At 64.6% G+C, this 23,421-nt stretch carries 19 protein-coding genes; 16 read left to right on the top strand and 3 right to left on the bottom strand.

All coding sequences use genetic code 11. The features are described 5' to 3' along the window. Positions 1 to 4 precede the first annotated feature (4 nt). From nuoG to AC1DV8_RS12725, 11 genes are read left to right on the top strand one after another with little or no spacing between them, the layout of a single operon-like run. The gene (gene nuoG / locus AC1DV8_RS12675; RefSeq protein ID WP_477157691.1) at positions 5 to 2,116 is read left to right on the top strand and encodes an NADH-quinone oxidoreductase subunit NuoG; all 2,112 of its coding nucleotides are present in this window, start codon (positions 5 to 7) and stop codon (positions 2,114 to 2,116) included. Between the two features lie 9 nt (positions 2,117 to 2,125). After that, positions 2,126 to 3,223: an NADH-quinone oxidoreductase subunit NuoH gene (gene nuoH, locus AC1DV8_RS12680; RefSeq protein WP_477149434.1), complete on the top strand. Its 1,098-nt coding sequence runs from the start codon at positions 2,126 to 2,128 to the stop codon at positions 3,221 to 3,223. Further along, positions 3,223 to 3,711 carry an NADH-quinone oxidoreductase subunit NuoI gene (gene nuoI / locus AC1DV8_RS12685; protein ID WP_055881640.1) on the top strand — a complete coding sequence of 163 codons (489 nt, stop codon included), beginning with the start codon at positions 3,223 to 3,225 and terminating at the stop codon, positions 3,709 to 3,711. The genes nuoH and nuoI overlap by 1 nt, the downstream gene beginning before the upstream one ends. Positions 3,712 to 3,720: 9 nt before the next feature. Next, on the top strand, positions 3,721 to 4,329 hold the full coding sequence (locus AC1DV8_RS12690) for an NADH-quinone oxidoreductase subunit J (RefSeq protein ID WP_477149433.1): 609 nt from the start codon (positions 3,721 to 3,723) through the stop codon (positions 4,327 to 4,329). Then, positions 4,330 to 4,650 (top strand): NADH-quinone oxidoreductase subunit NuoK, encoded by a 321-nt coding sequence (nuoK, locus tag AC1DV8_RS12695; protein WP_477149432.1) that lies wholly within the window; start codon positions 4,330 to 4,332, stop codon positions 4,648 to 4,650. It abuts the gene before it with no gap. A 4-nt stretch (positions 4,651 to 4,654) separates the two neighbouring features. After that, positions 4,655 to 6,694: an NADH-quinone oxidoreductase subunit L gene (gene nuoL / locus AC1DV8_RS12700; protein ID WP_477157692.1), complete on the top strand. Its 2,040-nt coding sequence runs from the start codon at positions 4,655 to 4,657 to the stop codon at positions 6,692 to 6,694. Next, the gene (locus tag AC1DV8_RS12705) at positions 6,691 to 8,208 is read left to right on the top strand and encodes an NADH-quinone oxidoreductase subunit M (protein ID WP_477157693.1); all 1,518 of its coding nucleotides are present in this window, start codon (positions 6,691 to 6,693) and stop codon (positions 8,206 to 8,208) included. Before nuoL ends, AC1DV8_RS12705 begins: the two co-directional genes overlap by 4 nt. Positions 8,209 to 8,217: 9 nt before the next feature. Next, the gene (nuoN, locus tag AC1DV8_RS12710) at positions 8,218 to 9,663 is read left to right on the top strand and encodes an NADH-quinone oxidoreductase subunit NuoN (RefSeq protein WP_477149429.1); all 1,446 of its coding nucleotides are present in this window, start codon (positions 8,218 to 8,220) and stop codon (positions 9,661 to 9,663) included. Then, entirely contained in the window at positions 9,663 to 10,487 is an 825-nt protein-coding gene (locus tag AC1DV8_RS12715) for a biotin--[acetyl-CoA-carboxylase] ligase (protein ID WP_477157694.1), read from the top strand. Before nuoN ends, AC1DV8_RS12715 begins: the two co-directional genes overlap by 1 nt. Positions 10,488 to 10,489: 2 nt before the next feature. Further along, positions 10,490 to 12,169, top strand: coding sequence for a ribonuclease J (locus AC1DV8_RS12720; RefSeq protein ID WP_477157695.1), 1,680 nt, complete (start codon positions 10,490 to 10,492; stop codon positions 12,167 to 12,169). A 7-nt stretch (positions 12,170 to 12,176) separates the two neighbouring features. Further along, on the top strand, positions 12,177 to 12,425 hold the full coding sequence (locus AC1DV8_RS12725; protein ID WP_477149426.1) for a DUF1467 family protein: 249 nt from the start codon (positions 12,177 to 12,179) through the stop codon (positions 12,423 to 12,425). Positions 12,426 to 12,461: 36 nt separating this feature from the next. Here the strand turns inward: AC1DV8_RS12725 and AC1DV8_RS12730 are convergent, their stop codons facing one another. After that, on the bottom strand, positions 12,462 to 12,797 hold the full coding sequence (locus tag AC1DV8_RS12730) for an MmcQ/YjbR family DNA-binding protein (protein WP_477149425.1): 336 nt from the start codon (positions 12,795 to 12,797) through the stop codon (positions 12,462 to 12,464). Between the two features lie 387 nt (positions 12,798 to 13,184). On the opposite strand from AC1DV8_RS12730, the gene proS reads away from it, so the two are divergent. The 4 genes from proS to AC1DV8_RS12750 are packed head-to-tail and all read left to right on the top strand — an operon-like array spanning position 13,185 to position 17,923. Next, a complete protein-coding gene (gene proS, locus AC1DV8_RS12735; protein ID WP_477149424.1) occupies positions 13,185 to 14,534 on the top strand; it encodes a proline--tRNA ligase in 1,350 nt (449 codons plus the stop codon). Beyond that, positions 14,531 to 15,892, top strand: coding sequence for an ABC transporter permease (locus tag AC1DV8_RS12740; protein WP_477149423.1), 1,362 nt, complete (start codon positions 14,531 to 14,533; stop codon positions 15,890 to 15,892). The genes proS and AC1DV8_RS12740 overlap by 4 nt, the downstream gene beginning before the upstream one ends. Next, positions 15,889 to 17,244 carry an ABC transporter permease gene (locus AC1DV8_RS12745; protein ID WP_477149422.1) on the top strand — a complete coding sequence of 452 codons (1,356 nt, stop codon included), beginning with the start codon at positions 15,889 to 15,891 and terminating at the stop codon, positions 17,242 to 17,244. The genes AC1DV8_RS12740 and AC1DV8_RS12745 overlap by 4 nt, the downstream gene beginning before the upstream one ends. Next, entirely contained in the window at positions 17,237 to 17,923 is a 687-nt protein-coding gene (locus AC1DV8_RS12750; protein ID WP_477149421.1) for an ABC transporter ATP-binding protein, read from the top strand. The genes AC1DV8_RS12745 and AC1DV8_RS12750 overlap by 8 nt, the downstream gene beginning before the upstream one ends. On the opposite strand, the gene AC1DV8_RS12755 is transcribed toward AC1DV8_RS12750, so the two are convergent. Further along, positions 17,920 to 18,285, bottom strand: coding sequence for a hypothetical protein (locus AC1DV8_RS12755; protein ID WP_477157696.1), 366 nt, complete (start codon positions 18,283 to 18,285; stop codon positions 17,920 to 17,922). The two genes, AC1DV8_RS12750 and AC1DV8_RS12755, sit on opposite strands and share 4 nt — an antisense overlap. A 41-nt stretch (positions 18,286 to 18,326) precedes the next feature. Beyond that, positions 18,327 to 19,205, bottom strand: a complete 879-nt coding sequence (locus AC1DV8_RS12760) for an isocitrate lyase/PEP mutase family protein (RefSeq protein WP_477157697.1) — start codon at positions 19,203 to 19,205, stop codon at positions 18,327 to 18,329. A gap of 243 nt (positions 19,206 to 19,448) precedes the next feature. Here AC1DV8_RS12760 and dnaE point away from each other — a divergent pair, with 243 nt between their 5' ends. Continuing rightward, positions 19,449 to 22,922, top strand: a complete 3,474-nt coding sequence (gene dnaE / locus AC1DV8_RS12765; RefSeq protein WP_477157698.1) for a DNA polymerase III subunit alpha — start codon at positions 19,449 to 19,451, stop codon at positions 22,920 to 22,922. Positions 22,923 to 23,421: the final 499 nt, after the last annotated feature.

Consider the following 23,421-nt stretch of genomic DNA (forward strand, 5'->3'; position numbering starts at 1 on the left):
ACTGATGGCCAGCATCAAGGTCGACGGCACGCTCGTCGAGGTCCCGGACTACTACACGCTGATGCAGGCGGCCGAGGCCGCCGGCGCCGAGATCCCGCGCTTCTGCTACCACGAGCGCCTGTCGGTCGCCGGCAACTGCCGCATGTGCCTCGTCGAGGTTAAGGGCGGGCCGCCGAAGCCGCAGGCCAGCTGCGCCATGTCGGTCAAGGACCTGCGTCCGGGCCCGAACGGCGAGCCGCCCGAGATGTTCACCAACACCCCTATGGTCAAGAAGGCCCGCGAAGGGGTGATGGAGTTCCTGCTCATCAACCACCCGCTGGATTGCCCGATCTGCGACCAGGGTGGCGAATGCGACCTGCAGGACCAGGCCATGGCCTATGGCGTGGACAAGAACCGCTACGCCGAGAACAAGCGTGCCGTCGAAGACAAGTATCTCGGGCCGCTGGTGAAGACGTCGATGAACCGCTGCATCCACTGCACGCGCTGCGTCCGCTTCACCACCGAAGTCGCCGGTATCGCCGAGATGGGCCTCCTGGGCCGTGGCGAAGATGCCGAGATCACCTCGTATCTCGAGAAGGCGCTCACCAGCGAACTCTCGGGCAACGTCATCGACCTCTGCCCGGTCGGCGCTTTGACTTCGAAGCCCTACGCCTTCGCGGCTCGTCCGTGGGAACTGGTGAAGACCGAATCCATCGACGTGATGGACGCGGTCGGCTCCAACATCCGGGTCGACAGCCGTGGTCGCGAAGTGATGCGCATCCTGCCGCGCGTCAATGAGGCGATCAACGAAGAGTGGATTTCGGACAAGACCCGGTTCATCTGGGATGGCCTGAAGAGCCAGCGCCTCGATCGCCCGTATGTCCGCTCGGGCGGCAAGCTGAAGCCCGCCACCTGGGATGAGGCATTCGCGGCGGTTGCCAAGGCGATCAAGGCCTCGGGTGGCGGCAACAAGGTCGGCGCGATCGCCGGCGACCTTGCCTCGGTCGAGGACATGTACGCGCTGAAAGCGCTGATGACCTCGCTGGGCTCCGGCATGACCGACAGCCGTCCGGCGATGTCGGGGATCGATCCGTCGATGCCGCGTTCGGCTTACATCTTCAACCCGACGATCGCGGGTATCGAAGAAGCCGACGCTATCCTGATCATCGGCTCGAACCCGCGCAAGGAGGCTTCGGTCCTTAACGCCCGGATCCGCAAGGCCTGGCGCGCCAAGGGCATGCCGATCGCCGTGATCGGCGACCAGGCCGACCTGACCTATGACTATGAATACCTCGGCAATGGCTTTTCGGGCCTTCTCGACCTCGTCGCCGGCAAGGGCGGCTTTGCCGAGAAGCTGGCCGCCGCGAAGAAGCCGCTGATCATCGTGGGCGAGGGAGCTGTTTCGCACGGTGCCGCGCACTCCAAGCAGATCGGCCGCGATACCATCGCGCTCGCCGCCAAGCTCGCCACCGGCGCAAATGTCGCCGAGGGCTGGAACGGCTTTGCGCTGCTGCACAACGCAGCAGGTCGGGTCGGCGGCCTCGATATCGGCTTCGTGCCGCACAATGGCGGCGTCTGCTCGGCGGACCAGGTTGGTCTCGCCGGCGAGGGCAAGCTCGACGTGCTGTTCCTGCTGGGCGCCGATGAGTACGACACCGCGGCGATGGGCAAGGCGTTCGTCGTCTATGTCGGCACGCACGGCGATGCCGGTGCACACCGCGCCGACGTCATCCTGCCGGCTGCCACCTACACCGAGAAGTCGGGTACCTACGTCAATACCGAGGGTCGCGTGCAGCTCGCCGAGCGCGCCGTGTTCCCCCCGGGCGAGGCGAAGGAAGACTGGGCGATCTTCCGTGCCTTGTCGGCTGTTCTCGGCCAGCCTCTGCCGTTCAACTCGCTCACTGGGCTGCGCGCCGCGATCTATGCCGAGTTCCCGCACCTCGCGCGCCTCGACCAGATCGCCGCCGGTTCGGTGGCCGATGTGAAGAAGCTCGCGGGCGCCGCGATCAAGACCAAGTCCGCGACCTTCACGTCTCCGATCGCCGACTTCTACCTCACCAACCCGATCGCGCGGTCGTCCGCGACGATGGGCGAATGCGCCGCGCTGCAGGCCGGTCTCCGGCAGGCAGCAGAGTAAGAGGCCCAGATGGATTTCGTCGTTTCAGCGCTGGACTACCTGCTCGGCATCCCGATCTTCGGGTGGGGCGAACAGGTCGGTTTCATCTACAAGGGGCTGCTGCTCCTCGTGGCGCTGCTGATCTTCACCGCCTACATCCTGCTCGCCGACCGCAAGATCTGGGCGGCCGTGCAGCAGCGTCGTGGCCCCAACGTCGTCGGCCCGCTCGGGTTGCTGCAGAGCTTCGCGGACTTGTTGAAGTTCGTGCTCAAAGAGCCTGTAATCCCGGCAAGTTCGGACAAGGTGCTGTTCATCCTGGCCCCGCTGGTGACGTCGATCCTGGCGCTCTCGGCCTATGCTGTGATCCCGTTCGACAAGGGCTGGGCGCTTGCCAACATCAACATCGGCGTCCTCTACATCTTCGCCATCTCGTCGCTCGGCGTTTACGGCATCATCATCGGCGGTTGGTCGTCGAACAGCAAATACGCCTTCCTCGGCGCGCTGCGTTCGGCCGCGCAGATGGTGTCGTACGAAGTCTCGATCGGCCTCGTCATCATCACGGTGCTGCTCTGCGTCGGTTCGCTGAACCTCACCGACATCGTTGTGGCGCAGCAGTCGGGCGGCATCGCCACCATGCTTGGCGTGCCGTGGCTCAGCGTCCTGAACTGGTACTGGCTGCCGCTGTTCCCGATGTTCGTGATCTTCTACGTCTCGGCACTGGCGGAAACCAACCGCCCGCCGTTCGACCTGCCGGAAGGTGAGTCCGAGCTCGTGGCTGGCTATATGGTCGAATATTCCTCGACCCCGTATCTGCTGTTCATGCTCGGCGAATACATCGCCATCATCCTGATGTGCGCGATGACGACGATCCTCTTCCTCGGAGGCTGGGCTGCGCCGATCGACGCGCCGCCGTTCACCTGGATCCCGGGCGTTGTCTGGTTCGGTCTCAAGCTCTGCCTGGTGTTCTTCATGTTCGCGATGGCCAAGGCGATCGTGCCGCGCTACCGCTACGACCAGCTGATGCGTATCGGCTGGAAGGTGTTCCTGCCGATCTCGCTGCTCATGGTCGTCGTCGTTGCCGCGGTTCTCCAGCTCACCGGCTGGGGCTGGCACGGAGGTGCCGTCTGATGCGTTTCGCCCAGTTCCTCAACGGCCTGCTGCTGCGCGAGTTCGTCGGCGCCTTCTTCCTCGCGATGAAGTACTTCTTCGCGCCCAAGAAGACCGTGAACTACCCGTTCGAGAAGATTCCGTATTCGCCGCGTTTCCGCGGTGAGCATGCGCTCCGCCGCTATCCAAACGGCGAAGAGCGTTGCATCGCCTGCAAGCTGTGCGAAGCGATCTGCCCGGCGCAGGCCATCACCATCGAGGCCGGCCCGCGCCAGAACGACGGCACCCGCCGCACGGTGCGCTACGACATCGACATGGTGAAGTGCATCTATTGCGGCTTCTGCCAGGAAGCCTGCCCGGTCGACGCCATCGTCGAAGGGCCGAACTTCGAGTTTGCGACCGAGACACGCGAGGAGCTGTATTTCTCCAAGGAGAAGCTGCTTGCCAATGGCGATCGCTGGGAGCGTGAAATCGCTGCCAACCTCGCCGCCGACGCGCCGTACCGGTAAGGGATCGAGATGACGCTGCCGCTGTTCTTCTTCTACGTGTTTTCGGTCATCACCGTCGCCTCGGCGCTGATGGTGATCGCGGCGCGCAATCCCGTGCACTCGGTGCTGTTCCTGATCCTGGCGTTCGTCAATTCGGCCGGGCTGTTCATGCTTGCCGGCGCCGAGTTCCTGGCGCTGATCCTGATCGTCGTCTATGTCGGCGCCGTCGCGGTTCTGTTCCTGTTCGTCACAATGATGCTCGATGTCGATTTCGCGTCGCTGCGCCAGGGCATGTTGCAGTACGCGCCTGTCGGCATGGTGGTGGGCATTATCCTGTTGCTCGAGCTGCTGCTGGTCGGGGGTAGCTTCGTGCTGCCTGTCGACTCCGGGGCCTCGGCCATGGTGCCGATCGAGGCCGGGATCAGCAACACCCGGGCCATCGGGCAGCTGCTCTATACGCGCTACGTCTTCCTGTTCCAGGGCGCCGCCGGCGTGCTGCTGGTGGCGATGATCGGCGCGATCGTCCTCACGCTCAGGCACAAGTCGAATGTCAAACGTCAGGACGTGTTCCGCCAGACTGGGCGCAAGCGCTCGGAAGGCACGGAACTGGTCAAGGTCAAATCGGGGCAGGGGCTCTAAATGCTGGCAGAAACAGGCATCGGGCTCGGGCACTACCTGACCGTCGGGGCGATCCTCTTCACGCTTGGCGTGTTCGGTATCTTCCTCAACCGCAAGAACATCATCGTCATCCTGATGTCGGTCGAGCTCATCCTCCTCGCGGTGAACATCAACTTCGTGGCGTTCTCGGCACAGCTCAGCGATCTCGCCGGACAGGTGTTCGCGCTCTTGATCCTTACGGTGGCTGCTGCTGAAGCGGCGATCGGTCTCGCCATCCTCGTCATCTTCTATCGCAACCGCGGCTCCATCGCCGTGGAAGACGTCAACTCGCTGAAGGGCTGACCCGGTGCTTATCCAGGCCATCGTATTCTTCCCGCTCGTCGGGGCCCTGATCGCAGGTTTGCTGGGCCGTATCATCGGTCACCGCACCAGCGAGTACATCACCACCGGGCTGCTGATCGCCGCCGCGGTGCTGAGCTGGATCGTCTTTGCCGGCTACTGGTTCGCTCCGGAAGCCGCCGAGGCGGGCGCTCATGCCGAGGCTGCCAAGGTCGAGGTGTTCCGCTGGATCGCCTCGGGTGCGCTCGACCTCCGCTGGGTGCTGCGCGTCGATACGCTGACCGCGGTGATGCTGGTCGTCGTCACCACCGTCTCCAGCCTCGTCCACCTCTATTCGATCGGCTATATGGCCGATGATCCGCACCGCGCGCGGTTCTTCGCCTACCTGTCGCTGTTCACGTTCGCCATGCTGATGCTGGTGACCGCCGACAACTTCCTCCAGATGTTCTTTGGCTGGGAAGGCGTGGGTCTCGCGTCCTACCTGCTGATCGGCTTCTGGTACACGCGGCCGTCGGCCAATGCCGCCGCCATCAAGGCGTTTGTGGTCAACCGCGTCGGCGACTTCGGCTTCGCGCTGGGCATCTTTGCCGCCTTCGTGGTGCTCGGTCACCTCGATTTCGATGGCGCGTTCCACGCTGCGGACGGCCTAAAGGGCAACCTGCCGGTCATCCACTTCCTGTCGTGGGACTTGGATGCCATGACTGTGGTCTGCCTGCTGCTGTTCATGGGCGCCATGGGCAAGTCCGCGCAGTTCCTGCTCCACACCTGGTTGCCGGACGCCATGGAAGGCCCGACCCCGGTTTCTGCGCTCATCCACGCCGCCACCATGGTGACCGCCGGCGTGTTCATGGTGGCGCGGCTGTCGCCGCTGTTCGAGCTGTCGCCCTTCGCCATGACCGTGGTGATGCTGGTCGGCGCGATGACCGCGTTCTTCGCGGCGACCGTCGGCCTGGTCCAGAACGACATCAAGCGCGTCATCGCATATTCGACCTGTTCGCAGCTCGGCTACATGTTCGTGGCGCTCGGCGCCGGCATGTTCTCGGCGGGCATCTTCCACCTGTTCACCCACGCCTTTTTCAAGGCTCTGTTGTTCCTCGGCGCCGGCTCGGTCATCCATGCGATGCACCACGAGCAGGACATGCGGAACATGGGCGGACTGCGGAAGAAGATCCCGGTCACCTATTGGCTGATGATCATCGGCACACTGGCGCTCACCGGCGTCGGCATTCCGGGCACGCCGCTCGGCTTCGCCGGGTTCTTCTCGAAGGACGGCATCATCGAAGTCGCTTATGCGGCTGGCGGATCGACCGGCTACATCGCCTTCTGGGCCCTGGTGATCGCAGCGATGTTCACGAGCTTTTACTCGTGGCGCCTGATCCACCTGACGTTCCACGGCAAGCCGCGCGAAGCCCACCACGGCCATGATGCGCATGCTGCCCATGATGACCACGGGCACCACGGCAGCGCCTACGATAATGCGCACGAGAGCCCCAACGTCATGCTGGTGCCGCTCTATATCCTGGCTGCCGGTGCGGTGCTGGCGGGCGTGGTATTCAACGACCTGTTCTTCGGCCATGCCGAGCACATCGCGCACTTCTTCCAAGGCTCGCTGGTCGTTCCGACGGAACTGCTCGAAACCGCGCACGGCGTGCCGCTGTGGGTGAAGTGGTCGGCGACTGTCGCCATGCTGCTCGGCTTCGCCGCTGCGTACCAGATGTACATCCGCGATCCGGCGGCGCCGAAGCGGTTGGCTCACGCCAACCCCGGGCTTTACCTGTTCCTGCTCAACAAGTGGTACTTCGACGAGCTCTACGACCGCATCTTCGTCAAGCCGGCGCTCTGGCTCGGCAATGCCCTGTGGAAGGGCTTTGACGACATGCTGATCGACCAGACCATCACCGAAGGCCTCGGCAATCGGGTGAAGGCCATCACCGGTCGCGTCGTCAAGCTACAGTCCGGCTACCTCTATCACTACGCTTTCGCCATGCTTATCGGTATCGCGGCGCTGCTCACCTGGGCCATCGCCGCCGGGGGACTCCTGGGATGATCTTCAGTGACCACCTTCTGACGGTCATCACCTTCCTGCCGACGCTGGGCGCGTTGCTGCTGCTGTTCGTCGGCGGTCGCGACGAGGCGGGGACGAACCTGTCGCGCTGGATCGCGCTCGTTGTGACGCTGGTGACGGCGGCACTGAGCCTTTATCTATGGTATCTGTTCGACCCGTCGAACACCGGCTTCCAGTTCGTCGAGAATATCCCATTCAGCGACTCGATCGGCTACCGCATGGGCGTCGACGGCATCTCGGTGCTGTTCATCCCGCTGACGGCCGTGCTGATGCCGGCGGTGATCCTCTCGAGCTGGACCTCCATCACCAAGCGCGTGCGGGAATACCTGATTGTCTTCCTGGTCCTAGAGACGTTCATGATCGGCGCCTTCGCGACGCTCGATCTGGCGCTGTTCTACGTGTTCTTCGAGGGCACGCTGATCCCGATGTTCCTGATCATCGGTATCTGGGGCGGCGCGCGGCGCATCCAGGCCACCTACAAGTTCTTCTTTTACAGCTTCACCGGCACGGTGCTCATGCTCATCGCCATCATGGCGATGTTCTGGCAGGCCGGCACGCTCGACATCACCAAGCTGCTGACCTTCAAATTTGCGCCGGAAGTCCAGACCTGGCTCTGGATCGGGTTCTTCGCCTCGTTCGCGGTGAAGATGCCGATGTGGCCGTTCCACCGCTGGCTGCCGGAAGCACACGTCGAGGCGCCGACGGGTGGCTCGGTGATCCTGGCCGCGATCCTTCTGAAGCTTGGCGGCTACGGCTTCATCCGTTTCTCGATCTCGATGTTCCCCGATGCGTCGCACCAGTTCTCGACGTTCGTCTACGTGCTGTCGATCGCGGCGATCATCATCACCTCGCTCGTCGCACTGGTGCAGACCGACATGAAGAAGCTGATCGCCTATTCGTCGGTGGCCCATATGGGCTTCGTGACGATGGGTATCTTCACCGGCAACGTCTACGGCATCCACGGCGCGATCTTCCAGATGATCTCGCACGGCGTCGTCTCGGCCGCGCTCTTCCTTTGCGTCGGCGTGGTCTATGACCGGATGCACACCCGCGAGATCTCCGCCTATGGCGGGCTGGTGTCGCCGATGCCGCGCTATGCAGTGGCCTTCATGGTATTCACCATGGCCAATGTTGGCTTGCCGGGTACGTCGGGCTTCGTCGGCGAATTCCTCACCATGCTGGCGGCATTCCAGGCCAATACCTGGGTGGCGTTCTTCGCGGCCTTCGGCGTGATCCTGTCGGCGGCCTATGCGCTCTGGCTCTATCGCCGGGTAATCTTCGGCGCCTTCACCAAGGAGTCGCTGAAGGGCATCCTCGATCTCGACGCGCGTGAAGTCGCCGTGCTGGTACCGCTGGTGATCCTCACCATCCTCTTCGGCTTCTATCCCGCGCCGATCCTCGATGCGACTGCCGCATCGGTGAATCTCGTCGCTGAAAACTTCGCCAACGCCATAGGCGCCGCTCCTGCAGCGGTCGCCGCGGTGACCGGCCACTAGGAGACGGGCATGCTGTCCGACGTCACGAGCTTCGCTTCGCTCGCACCCGCCTATCCTGAACTGCTGCTCGCCACCGGCGCCGTGGTGGTGCTGTTGATCGCGCTGTTCTGGAAGGGCATCAGCCCGACCGTGGTGGCCATCGTCTCCATCGCCTTGCTGGTAGCGGTGCTCGCGGTGCTGCTGCTGCAGCCGGCGACCGGCGTGCTGTTCAACGGCGTGTTCATCGTCGATGGGTTCGCTCGCTACATGAAGGCACTGGTGCTGGGTGGCGCCGCAGCGACGCTGCTGATCTCGCTGTCGAACTCCAAGGAGCACGGCATCGACAAGTTCGAGTACTCGGTGCTCGTGCTACTGGCGACGCTGGGCATGATGATCATGGTTTCGGCCAACGATCTGATGAGCCTCTATATCGGCCTCGAACTGCAGAGCCTCGCGCTCTACGTGGTCGCCGCGATGAAGCGCGAAGACCAGAAGGCCACCGAGGCCGGCATCAAGTACTTCGTGCTCGGCGCCCTCAGCTCGGGCATGCTGCTCTACGGCGCGTCGCTGGTCTACGGCTTCACCGGCACTACCCAGCTCGACCTGATTGTCTCTGCGATCTCGCTCGACAGTCGCTCGATCGGGCTGATCTTCGGCGTGGTGTTCCTGCTCGCCGGTATCGCCTTCAAGATCTCGGCAGTGCCGTTCCACATGTGGACGCCGGACGTCTACGAGGGTGCTCCCACGCCGGTGACGGCGTTCTTCGCGGCCGCTCCGAAGGTCGCCGCGATGGCGCTCTTCATCCGCGTCACCACCGTCAGCTTCGCGCCGATCACTCATGATTGGCAGCAGGTCGTCATCTTCCTCTCGATCGCCTCGATGGTCCTCGCCGCCTTTGCCGCCATCGGGCAGAACAACCTCAAGCGCCTGCTCGCTTATTCGTCGATCGGCCATGTCGGCTTCGCGCTCGTCGGCCTGTCGGCTGGCACTGCCGTCGGCGTCGAGGGCGTTGCCGTCTACATGGCGATCTACATCGCGATGACCGTGGGCATCTTCGCCTGCGTCCTGGCGCTCCGCACCGAGAACGGTCCGGTCGAGACGATCTCCGAACTTGCAGGCCTGGCGCAGCGCCGGCCGTTCGTTGCGGCGGTGATTGCCATCCTGATGTTCTCGCTGATCGGCCTGCCGCCGCTCGCCGGGTTCTTCGCCAAGTGGCAGGTGTTCCTCGCCGCGGTCGAGCAGAACCTCTTCGTTCTCGCCGTGATCGGCGTCCTCGCCTCGGCGGTGAGCGCGTTCTATTATCTGCGCATCGTCAAGGTGATGTACTTCGACGAGCCGGTGGCGAAGTTCGCCGCCGTGCCGGGTGAACTCAACGTCGTCATGGCAGCGATCGGCTTTCTCATCGTCACCTATTTCGTGACCGTGGGTTCGCCGCTCACAGCCGCTGCCCACAGCGCGGCCGGAAGCCTGTTCTAGTGGCAGGGTTCTGGCTTGGGTCCAGGGCGGTCTCCCGCGGCTATAGGCTGAACGGCTTCGACAGCGTCGGCTCGACCTCGAACGAGGCCGCCAATGCAGCGAAAGCCGGCGATGTCGGCGATGTCTGGTTCTGCGCATTGCAGCAGACCGCCGGTCGTGGCCGGCGCGGCCGCCCGTGGCAGTCGCCGCACGGCAACCTCGCTGCCAGCCTGCTCGTGGTGCCCGACGCCGATCCGGCGATCTCCGCTACCCTCGGCTTTGTGGCCGGGGTGGCGCTGAACCGGGCCCTCGCCGATATCGTCCCCGCAGCCCGCTTCAAGACCGGCATCGACGGAGCCGACCTGGCTCACGGCCGCATCGCGCTCAAGTGGCCGAACGACGTGCTGGCCGATGGCGCCAAGCTCGCCGGCATCCTGCTCGAAGCCCACAAACGCCCGGATGGCTCGATGGCCATCGTCATCGGCATCGGCGTCAACGTGGTGGAGGCGCCCGAGGGGCTGCCGTATCCCGCGACGTCGCTCCGCACCCTCGGGCTCGATACGAGCGCCGAGACCGTGTTCGGTGCGCTGTCGGACGCCTGGGTCGAGGCGTTCGAGATCTGGAACCAGGGCAGGGGCATAACCCAGGTGCTCGAACTCTGGCGCAAATCGGCTGCCGGGATGGGCGCCGAGGTGGCGGTGAACCGCGATGGCGATATCGTCCGCGGCATTTTCGAAACCATTGATGAGGCGGGGCGACTGATCGTCCGCGCCAATGACAACAGTCGCATTGCCATCACCGCCGGTGACGTGCATTTCGGCACGACCGCAAGCGTTAGGAACTGACAATGGCAAAGCCGAGTCCCGATGAGCTCGTCTTCGTTCCGCTTGGCGGCGTGGGCGAAATCGGCATGAACATGGGCGCCTACGGCTTCGGGCCGGAGCGCAACCGCAAGTGGATCGTGGTCGATTGCGGCGTCACCTTCGCCGGCCCGGAAGAGCCCGGTGTCGAGCTGATCCTGCCCGATCCCGCGTTCCTTGAGGAGAACGCCGACGACATCCTGGCGCTGATCCTTACCCACAGCCACGAAGACCATTACGGTGCCGTGCTCGACCTGTGGCCGGCCTTCGACCGGCCGGTCTACGCCACCGCCTTCACGGCCGCGATGCTGAGCGCCAAGAAGGAATCGGAGGGCATCGTCGAGGACGTCGAGGTCAAGCCGATGCAGGTCGGTAAGCCGTTCACGGTCGGCCCCTTCACCATCGAGGCGATCAACGTCGCCCACTCGATCCCGGAAAGCTGCGCGCTGTTGATCACCACGCCGATCGGCCGCGTCGTCCATACCGGCGACTGGAAGCTCGATCCGCATCCGGTCGGCGCGCCGCCGACCGATGTGGGCCGTTTCGCGCAGATCGGCGCCGACCGCTCGACGCCGATCGCGCTGATCTGCGATTCCACCAATGCGATGAAGGACGGCACCAGCCCGTCCGAGGACGAGGTCGCGGCGACGCTCGCCGCGCTGATCGCCGAGTCGACGCATCGCGTCGCCGTCACCACCTTCGCCTCCAATGTCGGCCGGGTGATTTCGGTGGCCCGCGCCGCCCAGAAGGCCGGCCGCAAGGTGGTGATGTCGGGCAGGGCGCTGCACCGCATCAGCGGGATCGCCCGCGAACTCGGCATGCTGGAGGGGATCGATCCGTTCCTCGACCAGAACGAATACAAGACCCTGCCGCGCGCCAAGGTCGTGCTGCTCTGCACCGGCAGCCAGGGCGAAGCCCGCGCCGCCATCGCCCGCATCGCCCGCGAGGAGCATCCCGAGATCTCGCTCAACGCCGGCGACCGAGTGATCTTCTCGTCCTGGGCTATCCCGGGCAACGAGCGCGAAGTCATCGACATCCAGAACATGCTGATCGACCGCGGCATCGACGTGATCACCCAGACGCACGGCCTGGTGCACACCACCGGCCACCCGCGCCGCGAAGAGCTGAAGCGGCTCTACGACCTGATCAAGCCCGACGTGCTGGTGCCAGTGCACGGCGAAGCCGCTCACCTCGAGGCGCATGCGCTGCTCGGCCGCCAGCATGGCATCGATACCGTCGTCCACGCCCGCAACGGCGATATGGTCCGGCTGTTCCCCAACACCACCCAGTTCCCCGGCGAGGTCCGCGTCGGCCAGCTCTATCTCGATGGCAACGTGCTCTGCACACCCGAGGAAAGCGGCGTGAAGGGCCGCCGCAGGCTCAGCTTCGGCGGCCATATCGTGGTCAGCCTCTGCGTCAATGCCAGCGGCCAGGTGCTTGCCGGCCCCGAACTGGTGATCGAAGGCCTGCCGGATGTGGAGGATGACGACGAGTCATTGCCGCAACTGGTGCGTCGCGCCGTCACCGGCACGCTCAAGTCGATACCGCCCAAGCGCCGCAATGACCCCGAGCTGGTCAACACGGCGCTGCAGCGGGCGGTGCGCAGTGAAGTTTCGTCCTACTGGGGCCGCAAACCCAACGTAACGATCTTCGTACACCGCGTCTGAGCTCGCCATGCAAGTCGGCACATTCCTCGCGATCTTCTTTGTCACCTGGTGGATATGCCTGTTCCTGGTGCTGCCGTTCAAGGTGCGCAACCAGGTCGATGCGGGCGAATGGGTGCAGGGCACCGAACGCGGCGCCCCGGCGGGCATCCTGCGCCTCTGGCCAAAGCTGCTGATCACGACCATCCTCGCCATCGTGGTCACGGGCCTGCTGCTCTGGGCGCTGACCACCCCATGGCTGATCGAGTACTGGCGGTAGAGAGCCGAACGTCGCCATAGCCTCGGTAGGCGCAACCTAGCTCCCGCCAGCCCGCTTCTTCGCCTTGGGCAACGCGTGCGCGTGAGCCATCTCCAGCGCCGCCTGCAACTCCCCCTCGCTGAGCTTCGCCAGCACTGCCGTCGTCCAGCCCTGCCGGCCCCAGCCATTGTCGATCGGGATCAGGGCTTCAGGCGCCAGCATGGCCTTGAACTCCTGCTCGTCGGGCGTGAGCTTGAGGTTGGCGGTCAGGCCATCGGCAGCGAGGGTGGCGTAGATGCGGGCGACCTTGAACGCCGCGCGGTCGAAGTGCGGGGCTTCGGTGGTGCCGGCCAGCGACAGTGCAATTGCCCTGAAGTCAGAAGAACTTGTCATCGATTCTTCATCCCGGAATGAAAAAAGCAGGGCCTAAGCCCTGCTTTGAGAAGTTTTTCGACAATACGTTGGTCTTAGGCACACGGTTAGATGGCAGCCAACGCTCCTCCCTTGACGTTGTCGACGTCCGGCAACTTGTGGTTGCCTGTGTTCTTATGACGCGGGACCCTAACAACTGAATCTGGGGCTGCCAAGTGGATTCTGCATGGCAGCCATGGCAATTTTACATAGTATTCAAGTCATGATTTGGGGGCGCTCAGCGACTGCGCAAAAGTGCCGCACGACCAAGCGTTTGCCTAAGTTTCGCGCGTTTTTGCGGGCTCCACTTTGCCCCGCTTTGCGCTATAGGGTTCCCCCAACCGAATCCGGCGTACCCGAGGACCGTTCATGCGTTTGAGCCGCTACTTCCTGCCCCTCCTGAAGGAGACGCCGAAAGAGGCCGAGATCGTCTCGCATCAGCTGATGCTGCGCGCCGGCATGATCAAGCAGCAGGCGGCAGGCAGCTATTCGTGGCTGCCGCTGGGCTTCAAGGTCCTCAACAAGATCGTCAGGATCATCGAAGAAGAGCAGAACCGCTCTGGTGCCATCCAGTTGCTGATGCCGACTATCCAGTCCGCGGACCTCTGGAAGGAAAGCGGCCGCTACGACGCGTATGGCAAGGAGATGCTGCGCATCGAGGATCGGCACGAGCGCGACATGCTGTTCGGGCCGACCAACGAGGAGGTGATCACCGACATTTTCCGGACGTACGTGAAGTCCTACAAGGACCTGCCGCTGAACCTCTACCACATCCAGTGGAAGTTCCGCGACGAGGTACGGCCGCGCTTCGGCACCATGCGCTCGCGCGAGTTCCTGATGAAGGACGCCTATTCGTTCGACCTCGATGAGGCCAGCGCGACGCAGGCATTCTACCGCATGTTTGTGGCCTATCTCCGCACCTTCCACCGCATGGGGCTGGTGGGTGTGCCGATGCGCGCCGATACCGGCCCGATCGGCGGTGACCTGAGCTACGAGTTCCACGTCCTCGCCGAGACCGGCGAGAGCGCGGTATTCCTCGACAAGCGCCTGGTGGACAAGCCGATTCCGCCCATCGACATCGATTTCCGCAGCGACCTGACGCCGATCTTCAAGGATTGGACGTCGCTATTTGCCGCCACCGACGAGATGACCGACGAGACCCAGTTCAAGGCTGCCGTCGACGCGGAGCACCAGCTCGCTGCCCGCGGCATCGAAGTCGGCCACATCTTCTACTTCGGCACCAGATACTCGAAGCCGATGAAGGCGACCGTCACGAGCCAGGAAGGGCAGGCGGTCGAGGTCCAGATGGGCAGCTACGGCATCGGCCCGACCCGGCTGGTGCCCGCCATCATCGAAGCCTCGCATGACGATGCCGGCATCGTCTGGCCGGTGAGCGTGGCGCCGTTCGAGGCCGTGGTGATCAACCTCAAGGTCGGCGACGCCGACAGCGATCGCGCGGCCGAGCGCCTCTACGAAGACCTCAAGCTCGAGGGTATCGACGCGCTCTACGACGACCGCGACCAGGGGGCCGGGGGCAAGTTCGCCGCGGCCGACCTGATCGGCATCCCGTACCAGCTGATCGTCGGCCCGCGCGGCCTCAAGGACGGCCAGGTCGAGATCAAGCACCGCAAGTCCGGTGAGCGCGAGACGCTGTCCATCGAAGAGGCGGTCGGCCGGCTCAAGAAGCTGATCGTGCCGCAGCGGCGGGACAACGTTTGACCGACGCCCCGCCCATCGCGGCGAAGGGACCGGGACCGTTCTCGCGTTTCGAGTTCCTGGTGGCGGGCCGCTATCTGCGGGCCCGCCGCAAGGAACGTTTCGTTTCAGTGATCGCGGTGCTGACACTGCTTGGCGTCGTGCTTGGCGTCGCCACGCTGATCGTCGTGATGTCGGTGATGAACGGCTTTCGCACCGAGCTCCTGGGCAAGATCCTGGGCCTCAACGGCCACTTCGTGGTGCAGTCGGTCGCCGGGCCGATGGCCGACTATGACGACGCCGTGGTGCGTCTCGAAGGCGTCGACGGGGTGCGCTACGCCATTCCTTATGTCGAGGGGCAGGCGCTCGCGTCGGGCGTCTCCAGCGCCACGGGCGTCGTGGTCCGCGGCATCAGCGAGGCATCGCTGAACAAGCTCGATCTGCTGCGTGATGGAGCAGCGCTCGGTGGCTGGGACCAGTGGGACGCCAGCCAGGGCGCCGCTATCGGCCAGCGGTTGGCGGAGCGGCTGGGACTGGCGCTCGGCGACCAGATCACCATCATCAATCCCAACGGCACTCCGACCCCGTTCGGCATGACACCGGCCGAACGCACGCTGCCGGTCAACGTCATCTTCAACATCGGCATGCCCGAATATGACGGCTTCTACGTCTACCTGCCGATGCAGGAGGCGCAGGCCTATTTCCGGCTGTACGAGGACCAGTTGAAGCCCGGCGTCGCCATGCCCGGCGTGATGGCGACCGACGAGGAGATTGATGCCGCTTACGAGCGCGTCTACCAGGCCAGCGGCGTCGAGGTGTTCGTCACCGACCCCGACAACATCGCCGGCATGCGTTCAAAGCTGCAGGCAGCGCTCGAGCCCGGCTTCGACATCGCCGACTGGCAACAGCGCAACGCCACGTTCTTTTCGGCGCTGCAGGTCGAGCGGGTGGTGATGTTCGTCATCCTGTCGCTGATCATCCTCGTCGCCGCCTTCAACATCATCGCTAGCCTCGTCATGCTGGTGAAGGACAAGGGACCGGACATCGCCGTCCTCCGCACCATGGGAGCGACGCGCGGCTCAATCCTTCGCATCTTCTCGATGACCGGCTTCGCCATCGGCCTGTCCGGAACGCTGCTTGGGCTGATCCTCGGGCTGGTATTCGCCTTCAATGTCGAAGCCATCCGCTCGGCGGTCTCCAACTTCTTCAACATTTCGATCTTCCCGCCCGAACTGTTCCTGATGTCGAGCCTGCCATCGCGGGTGGATGTGCATGAGGTGGCACTCGTGGTGCTGCTGTCGCTCGGCCTCACCTTCCTCGCGACCCTCTACCCGGCATGGCGCGCCGCGCGTCTCGACCCGATCGAGGGTCTCAACCAATGACCGACAAAGTCGCCGATCCCGGCCCGTTCTCGCGGTTCGAGTTCCTGGTGGCCGGCCGCTACCTGCGGGCCCGTCGGCGCGACCGCTTCGTCTCGGTGATCGCCGGGCTAACCCTCACCGGCATCGCGCTCGGCGTCGCGGCACTGATCGTTGTCACGTCGGTGATGAATGGCTTCAACGCCGAGATCGTCTCCAAGCTGCTCGGGCTCAACGGGCATTTCTCCGCCTATCCGATCGAAGCGCGCTTCACCGACTACGACGAGTCCGCCATCCAGATTCAGAACGTCGACGGCGTGGTCGCGGCGATCCCTTATGTCGAGGGGCAGGCACTTGCCTCCGGCGCCAAGGCCGATTCCACGGGCGTCATCGTCCGCGGCGTGTCACTGGCCTCGATCGAGAAGCTGAAGCTGCTGCACGACGGCGCCCTGCTCGGTCACTGGGATGGCTGGGACGAGGGGAACGGCGTCGCCATCGGCCGCCGGCTCGCCGAGAAGCTGAAGGTCAATATCGGGGATACGGTGACGCTGCTCAGTCCCGATGCGCAGGGTGCGCAGGGCGGTAACCGGCCGAAGACGCGCTCGTTCCCGGTGCAGGTGATCTTCGACCTCGGGATGACCGAGTTCGACAGCTTCTACCTCTACATGCCGCTGCGTCCCGCGCAGGACTACCTCGACATGTTCGACCGGGTGCTGAAGCCCAACGCTTCGGTTCCGGCGCTCGACGCCACCGAGGAGGACCGGGAGGCGGCCTACGATCGGATCTACCGTGCCACCGCCATCGAAGTGTTCATCGACAACCCAAGCGCGCTCGATGCTATGCGCCTGAAGATCGGCCAGCAGATCGAGCGGCCGCTGATCCTGTCGGATTGGGAGCAGCAGCACCAGAATTTCTTCGACGCGCTGCAGACGCAGGGCAGCGTCATGTTCATCATCCTGTCGATGATCATCGTGGTGGCCGCCTTCAACATCATCTCCAGCCTCATCATGCTGGTGAAGGACAAGGGCACCGATATCGCGGTGCTGCGCACCATGGGCGCGACGCGCGGCTCGATCATGCGGATCTTCGGCATCGCCGGGGTGGCGATCGGCGTCGGCGGCACCTTGCTCGGCATGGCGCTCGGGCTGCTCATCGCGGCGAACGCAGAATCGATCCGGGCATTCCTCTCCAGCGTGCTCGGCTTCACCATCTTCCCGCCCGAGGTGTTCTTCCTCTCCTCGCTGCCCAGCCGCACCAACCCCTCGGAAGTCGCGGCCATCGTCGCGGTGGCGATGGGCTTGTCCTTCCTCGCCACGCTCTATCCGGCCTGGCGTGCCGCCCAATACGATCCCGTCGAGGCCCTGCGCTATGAGTGACGTCCATCTCAAACTCGCGAAGGTGCACCGTCACTATGGTGAGGGCGAAACGCTGGTCCGCGTGCTGGAAGCCGCCGATCTCGAGGTGAAGGGCGGCGAGCTCGTCGCCATCGTCGCGCCGTCCGGCGCCGGCAAGTCGACGCTGTTGCACATCTCAGGCCTGCTCGAACGTCCGCAGGGTGGCGACGTGGAGATCACCGGCATCTCGACCAGCAAGCTCAATGAGCGCGGCCGCACGCTGCTCCGTCGCGACACCATCGGCTACGTGTACCAATTCCATCATCTGCTGCCCGAATTCTCTGCAATCGAGAACGTCGCAATGCCGCAACTTATCGCCGGGCGCGACCGCGCCGCGGCCGAGAAGCGCGCGATGGAACTACTCGAAATCCTCGGCATCGCCCCCCGCGCCCAGCACCGCCCGGCCGAGCTCTCGGGCGGCGAACAGCAGCGCGTCGCCATCGCCCGCGCGGCGGCAAACCACCCCCGCATCATCCTCGCCGACGAGCCGACTGGCAACCTCGACCCCTCGACCAGCGATGTGGTGTTCGATGCCCTGGCGGCGCTGATCCGCGAGGAGGGCGCTGCCGCGCTGATCGCCACCCACAACCACGAACTGGCGCGGCGCGCCAACCGGATCGTGACGCTGCGTGGCGGGCTGATCGAGCCGATCACCCTCTAGGCTTCTGGCTGAACCTCGTCCGCGTCGGACTCGCTGGCGCGGCGCGTCCGCTCGCGATCCAGCAGGGTGTTCACCCGGGTTCTCAGGCCGCGTATCTGCCGGGCCTGCCGCTCCGTGGTGTCCCTGAGCTGGCGGATGCGGGTCTCCGCCGCTTCCTGATGGTTCACGTCCCATTCGCGCACCCGCCGGATCACCACCTTGGTCTCCGGCGGCGGATCGAGCAGCGTCTCCCAGTCGGTGCCGAGAGAGGCGACGAGCTTGTCCGCCGCCAGCGCGGCCGAAGCGCGTTCGCCCGGCTGATCGGAGCCCATCAGCTTCAGGATCCGGATGAGTTTCTTGCGGGTGCGGCCATCTATCGCCATGGTTGAAGGGGTAACCGCATCGCTACGCGAAATCCAGCCGTCTACTGCTTCTCGGCCATCAGCGCGGTCACCTCGGCGAAGGTGATGGCGTCATCGAGGTAAGTCGCAGTCCCAGGGCCCAGCAGTTCGCGAGATGCATCCCGCAACCCGGTCAGCGCGGCGCGGGCGAATGAACTGCCGGTGCTGACCCGTCGGACACCGGCGGCGGCCAGGTCCGCGGTGGAGTAGGGCGTGTTCCCGGCTCCCAGCACGACATTCACGGGCTTGGTCACCGAAGCGCAGACGGTGCGAATGGCCTCGAGGTCAGGCAGGCCGGGCGCGAACAACACGTCGGCGCCCGCCTTCTCATAGGCCTGCAGGCGGCGGATGGTGTCGTCGAGGTCATTGCGACCATGGAGGAAGTTCTCGGCCCGGCCGACGAAGGTGAATGGGAAGGGCAGGGAGTGGGCAGCCTCTGCCGCCGCCGCCACACGTTCGACCGACAGGTTGAAATCGTAGATCGGCGCATCGGCGTTTCCGGTGGCATCCTCGATCGAGCCCCCGACCAGGCCGACTTCAGCGGCCAGGCGGATGGTCTCGGCGGCGTACTCGGGTGCATCGCCGTAGCCATTCTCGAGGTCGGCGCTGACCGGCAAATCCACGGCGGCGACGATATTGGCGGCGTTCCGCAGCGCCTCATCGCGACTGACGCTGCCTTCGCCGTCGCGGCGACCGAGCGCAAATGCCAGCCCCGCACTGGTCGTCGCCAGCGACTGGAAACCGAAACCGGCCAGCAGCCGGGCACTGCCGGCGTCCCAGGGGTTCGGCATGATGAACAGCGGCCCTTGGTGAAGTGCCTGGAAACGCTCGGCTTTCTGCTGCTGGTTCAACGCTCGTTCTCCTCGGTGCCCGGGTCGATCCCCGACTCGCGCGTTAACCATGTATTCATGGCTAAGCCGATGTCGCTAGACAAGAACAAATTGAGAACATACAAGAACGGAACAGAAACTTTGGAGGTTCCGATGCTCTCTTTCGTCAAGGATCTGCTGGCTTTCGTCACCATCTGCGGCTTCTCGGTCGCCTCGCTCACCTGGATGGATATCGCTGCCCGACTCGTGTGAGTGACTTGTGGATTGACGTCCTCGTGTGTGGCCGTGGTGCCGCCACGGGGTTAGGAACGACGAATGGCTGGCCCCGGCTTCATTCACCTGCACGTACATTCGGCTTACTCGCTCCTCGAGGGGGCCCTGCCGCTGTCGAAACTGCTCGACCTCGCCAAGGCCGACAAGCAGCCGGCGCTCGGCATCGCCGATACCAACAACCTGTTCGGTGCCCTCGAGTTCTCCGAAAAGGCGGCGGGCAAGGGCATCCAGCCGCTGATCGGCGTCGAACTGGCGATCGACTTCTCCGAGATGGAGGACAGCCAGGACCGTATGCAGGAGCGCGGCCACGACCGTGGTCGCTACGGCAAGGGCGGGCTGGTGCTGCTCGCCGCCTCCGACACCGGGTTCGCCAACCTCTCTTCGCTCGTCAGTCGGGCGCACCTCGAAGGCGAGAATGGTCGCGCCGCAGCCAAGCTCGCCTGGATGGAGCGTCACGCGCTCGAAGGCATCATCTGCCTGAGCGGGGGTCCGGAAGGTGCGATCGACCCCTGGCTCGCCAATAATCTCGACGCAATCGCACAGGCCCGGCTCGACCGGCTACGCGAGCTGTTCGGCGATCGCTTCTATGTCGAGTTGCAGCGCCACGGACGCCCGCAGGAGACGCTGAACGAAGCCAAGCTGATCGACTACGCCTATGCCCGCGGCGTGCCGCTGGTTGCGACCAACGAACCATTCTACCCCGGCCCGGTGGATCACGAGGCGCATGACGCGCTGCTGGCCATCGCCGGTGGTACGGTGGTGGCGCAGACCGAGCGGCGGAAGCTCTCCGACCAGCACTATTTCAAGACCCGCGAGGAGATGCAGAAACTCTTCGCCGACCTGCCCGAAGCGCTCGACAACACCATCGAGATCGCGCAACGCATCGGTTACCGGCCGAAGAAGCGCGATCCGGTGCTGCCGAAGTTCGCCGCCGCCTCCGACCTCACCGACGCCGAGGCCATCGCCGCCGAGGCGAATGCCCTCGCCGAGATGGCGCGCACTGGGCTCGACGAGCGGCTGAAGACAGTCGGCGTCGCCCCCGGGAAGACCGAAACCGAGTACCGCGAACGGCTCGAGTTCGAGCTCGATATCATCCAGAAGATGAAGTACCCGGGCTACTTCCTCATCGTCGCCGACTTCATCCGCTGGGCCAAGGCGCAGGACATCCCCGTCGGCCCGGGCCGTGGTTCAGGCGCCGGCTCGCTGGTTGCGTACGCGACCACCATCACCGACCTCGATCCGCTGCGCTACAACCTGCTGTTCGAGCGCTTCCTCAACCCCGAGCGCGTGTCGATGCCGGACTTCGACATCGACTTCTGCCAGGACCGCCGCGAAGAGGTGATCCGCTACGTGCAGAAGAAATACGGCGAGGCGCAGGTCGCGCAGATCATCACCTTCGGTACGCTCCAGGCGCGCGCTGTGCTGCGCGACGTCGGCCGCGTGCTGCAGATGCCGTACGGCCAGGTGGACCGGATCGCCAAGCTCGTGCCGGCCAATCCCGCAGACCCATGGACGCTCGAGCGCTCGCTGAAGGAAGTGCCGCAGCTCAAGATGATGGCCGACGAGGACGAGCAGGTTGGCGAGTTGCTCGCCATCGGCCAGAAGCTCGAGGGCCTCTACCGCCACGCCTCGACCCACGCCGCGGGCATCGTCATCGGCGACCGGCCGCTGCAGGAACTGGCGCCGCTCTACCGCGATCCGCGCTCGGACATGCCGGTCAGCCAGTACAACATGAAGTGGTCGGAATCGGCCGGGCTGGTGAAGTTCGACTTCCTCGGCCTGAAGACGCTGACCACCATCAAGCGCGCCGTCGACATGATCAATCGGCACGGCGACGGCAAGTTCCGCATCGAAGACATCCCGATCGACGACGAGAAGACCTACAAGCTCTACGCCATAGGCGACACCGCAGGCGTGTTCCAGGTGGAAGGCGCCGGCATGCGCCGGGCCCTGGTCGACATGAAGCCCGACCATTTCGAGGACATCATCGCGCTCGTGGCGCTCTATCGGCCGGGCCCGATGGAGAACATCCCGCTATTCAACGACCGCAAGCACGGTCGCGAGGATGTGGAGTATCCGCACCAGGCGCTGAGCACAGTGCTCGACGAAACCTACGGCATCATCGTGTATCAGGAACAGGTGATGCAGATCGCGCAGATCCTTTCCGGCTACTCGCTTGGCGAAGCCGACATGCTGCGCCGCGCCATGGGCAAGAAGATCAAGGCCGAGATGGACGCGCAGCGCGCCCGCTTCCAGGAAGGCTGTATCCGCTACGGCCTGAAGAAGGGCCTTGCCGACACCATCTTCGACCTGCTCGCCAAGTTCGCCAACTACGGTTTCAACAAGTCGCACGCCGCGACCTACGCGTTGGTCAGCTACCAGACCGCCTACCTCAAGGCGCATTACCCGCACGAGTTCTTCGCGGCGACCATGACGCTCGACATGGGCAACACCGACAAGCTCAACGAATTCCGCCAGGACGCCAAGAAGCACGGCATCGAGATCGTGCCACCTTGCGTCAACCGCTCGGACGACGTGTTCAACACCCACGACGGCAAGGTGTTCTATGCCATTGGCGCGGTGAAGGGTGTCGGGCAGGCGGTCGCCGAGCACATCATGGCGGCACGCGGCGACCAGCCCTTCACCGACCTCGGCGATTTCGCCGCGCGGGTGGATGCTCGGATCATCAACCGGCGGACGCTGGAGGCCCTGGTGAACGCCGGAGCCTTCGACCAGCTGGTGCCCCGCCGCGAGCAGGCCTTCGCCGCCATCGACTCGATCGTCGCTACGGCGCAGCGCACCAATGCCAACGCCGCCGACGGCATCATGGATATGTTCGCCGCCGATCGGCCGGAGCCCATCGCGCTCAGTCAATCGGTAACGAACTGGCTACCGGCGGAACGACTGGCGCGCGAACACGGCGCCATCGGCTTCCACCTTTCAGGCCATCCACTCGACCAATACGCGGAGCTGTTCGACCGGCTGCGCGTCCAGCCTTATGCCGATTTCGAGCGGGCGGTGAAGGAAGCCGACGCGCGGGCAGGGCGCCTCGCCGGAACGATCGCCACCCGTAACGACCGGCGTACCAAAAAGGGCACGCCGATGGCCATCCTCAGCCTGTCCGACGCCAGCGGCGGCTACGAGGTGATCTCGTTCTCCGAGCAGATCGCCCAGTTCTCCAACATCCTGCAGCCCGGCAAATCCGTGGTGCTGACGGTCGAGGCCGACGAGCGCCCCGACGGCATCAGCCTCAGGTTGATCAACGCCGAGCCGATCGAGGGCCTGGCCGAAAAGATCGGCCGCCGCCTCACGGTGTTCGCCGGCTCGGAGAAATGCCTCGCCCCGATCCGTTCGCAGCTGAAGCCCGGCGGCGAGGGGCAGGTCAGCTTCATCGTCATCCGCGATGCGGGCGCGAAGGAGTACGAGATCGAGCTCAAGGGCGGCTACCGCCTCAGCGCCGAACTCGCCGGCAGCATCAAGGCGATGGATGGCGTGGTGGATGTACGGTTGAACTAGGGTCGCGGGGACCACAGGCCGGCCTGATTGTTGCCCACCCACCAGGCGTTTCCCCCTCTGACGGGGGCGGAGCCACGATGCGGAGGTCGCCTTGCCGTGCGTCGGCGTCCGTCTCGAACTCACCCACCCACCAGCCGTCATCCCGGCGAAGGCCGGGACCCATTGCTCGGACGGTTGATCTGAGCACGACCCCATCCGGTCCATCACAGCAAGGTCGGACAGGCCCGCGCGGGTGGATCGGCCAGAGCACTGGGTCCCGGCCTTCGCCGGGATGACGGCAGGTGGGAGGGGCAAGAGCGAGCACATCGAAATTTCTTATCCCCCCACTCCCCACCCATGCGATTCTTCCACCCATCCGCTGCACCGAAGCGAGATCATGACGAGTGGTTGGTGCGGGGGAGACCGGGTGGGCTGCGGGTCGCTGCAGTTCAGGCGGAAACCATCACGGCAAGGACCGGTTCGCCGGTCAAGCCGCTATCACGCGAGGGTCGCTCGATGC

This window comes from Devosia sp. P3_B2, from assembly GCF_056402875.1.

Bases quoted from the DNA above. Each gene is read 5' to 3' on its own strand.
- proS (WP_477149424.1), top strand. From the start codon at position 13,185: ATGCGTTTGAGCCGCTACTTCCTGCCCCTCCTGAAGGAGACGCCGAAA.
- nuoN (WP_477149429.1), top strand. From the start codon at position 8,218: ATGCTGTCCGACGTCACGAGCTTCGCTTCGCTCGCACCCGCCTATCCT.
- AC1DV8_RS12725 (WP_477149426.1), top strand. From the start codon at position 12,177: ATGCAAGTCGGCACATTCCTCGCGATCTTCTTTGTCACCTGGTGGATA.
- AC1DV8_RS12730 (WP_477149425.1), bottom strand. From the start codon at position 12,797: ATGACAAGTTCTTCTGACTTCAGGGCAATTGCACTGTCGCTGGCCGGC.
- nuoG (WP_477157691.1), top strand. From the start codon at position 5: ATGGCCAGCATCAAGGTCGACGGCACGCTCGTCGAGGTCCCGGACTAC.
- AC1DV8_RS12690 (WP_477149433.1), top strand. From the start codon at position 3,721: ATGACGCTGCCGCTGTTCTTCTTCTACGTGTTTTCGGTCATCACCGTC.
- nuoI (WP_055881640.1), top strand. From the start codon at position 3,223: ATGCGTTTCGCCCAGTTCCTCAACGGCCTGCTGCTGCGCGAGTTCGTC.
- AC1DV8_RS12720 (WP_477157695.1), top strand. From the start codon at position 10,490: ATGGCAAAGCCGAGTCCCGATGAGCTCGTCTTCGTTCCGCTTGGCGGC.
- AC1DV8_RS12750 (WP_477149421.1), top strand. From the start codon at position 17,237: ATGAGTGACGTCCATCTCAAACTCGCGAAGGTGCACCGTCACTATGGT.
- AC1DV8_RS12745 (WP_477149422.1), top strand. From the start codon at position 15,889: ATGACCGACAAAGTCGCCGATCCCGGCCCGTTCTCGCGGTTCGAGTTC.
- nuoK (WP_477149432.1), top strand. From the start codon at position 4,330: ATGCTGGCAGAAACAGGCATCGGGCTCGGGCACTACCTGACCGTCGGG.
- nuoH (WP_477149434.1), top strand. From the start codon at position 2,126: ATGGATTTCGTCGTTTCAGCGCTGGACTACCTGCTCGGCATCCCGATC.
- AC1DV8_RS12705 (WP_477157693.1), top strand. From the start codon at position 6,691: ATGATCTTCAGTGACCACCTTCTGACGGTCATCACCTTCCTGCCGACG.
- AC1DV8_RS12760 (WP_477157697.1), bottom strand. From the start codon at position 19,205: ATGGTTAACGCGCGAGTCGGGGATCGACCCGGGCACCGAGGAGAACGA.
- AC1DV8_RS12755 (WP_477157696.1), bottom strand. From the start codon at position 18,285: ATGGCGATAGATGGCCGCACCCGCAAGAAACTCATCCGGATCCTGAAG.
- dnaE (WP_477157698.1), top strand. From the start codon at position 19,449: ATGGCTGGCCCCGGCTTCATTCACCTGCACGTACATTCGGCTTACTCG.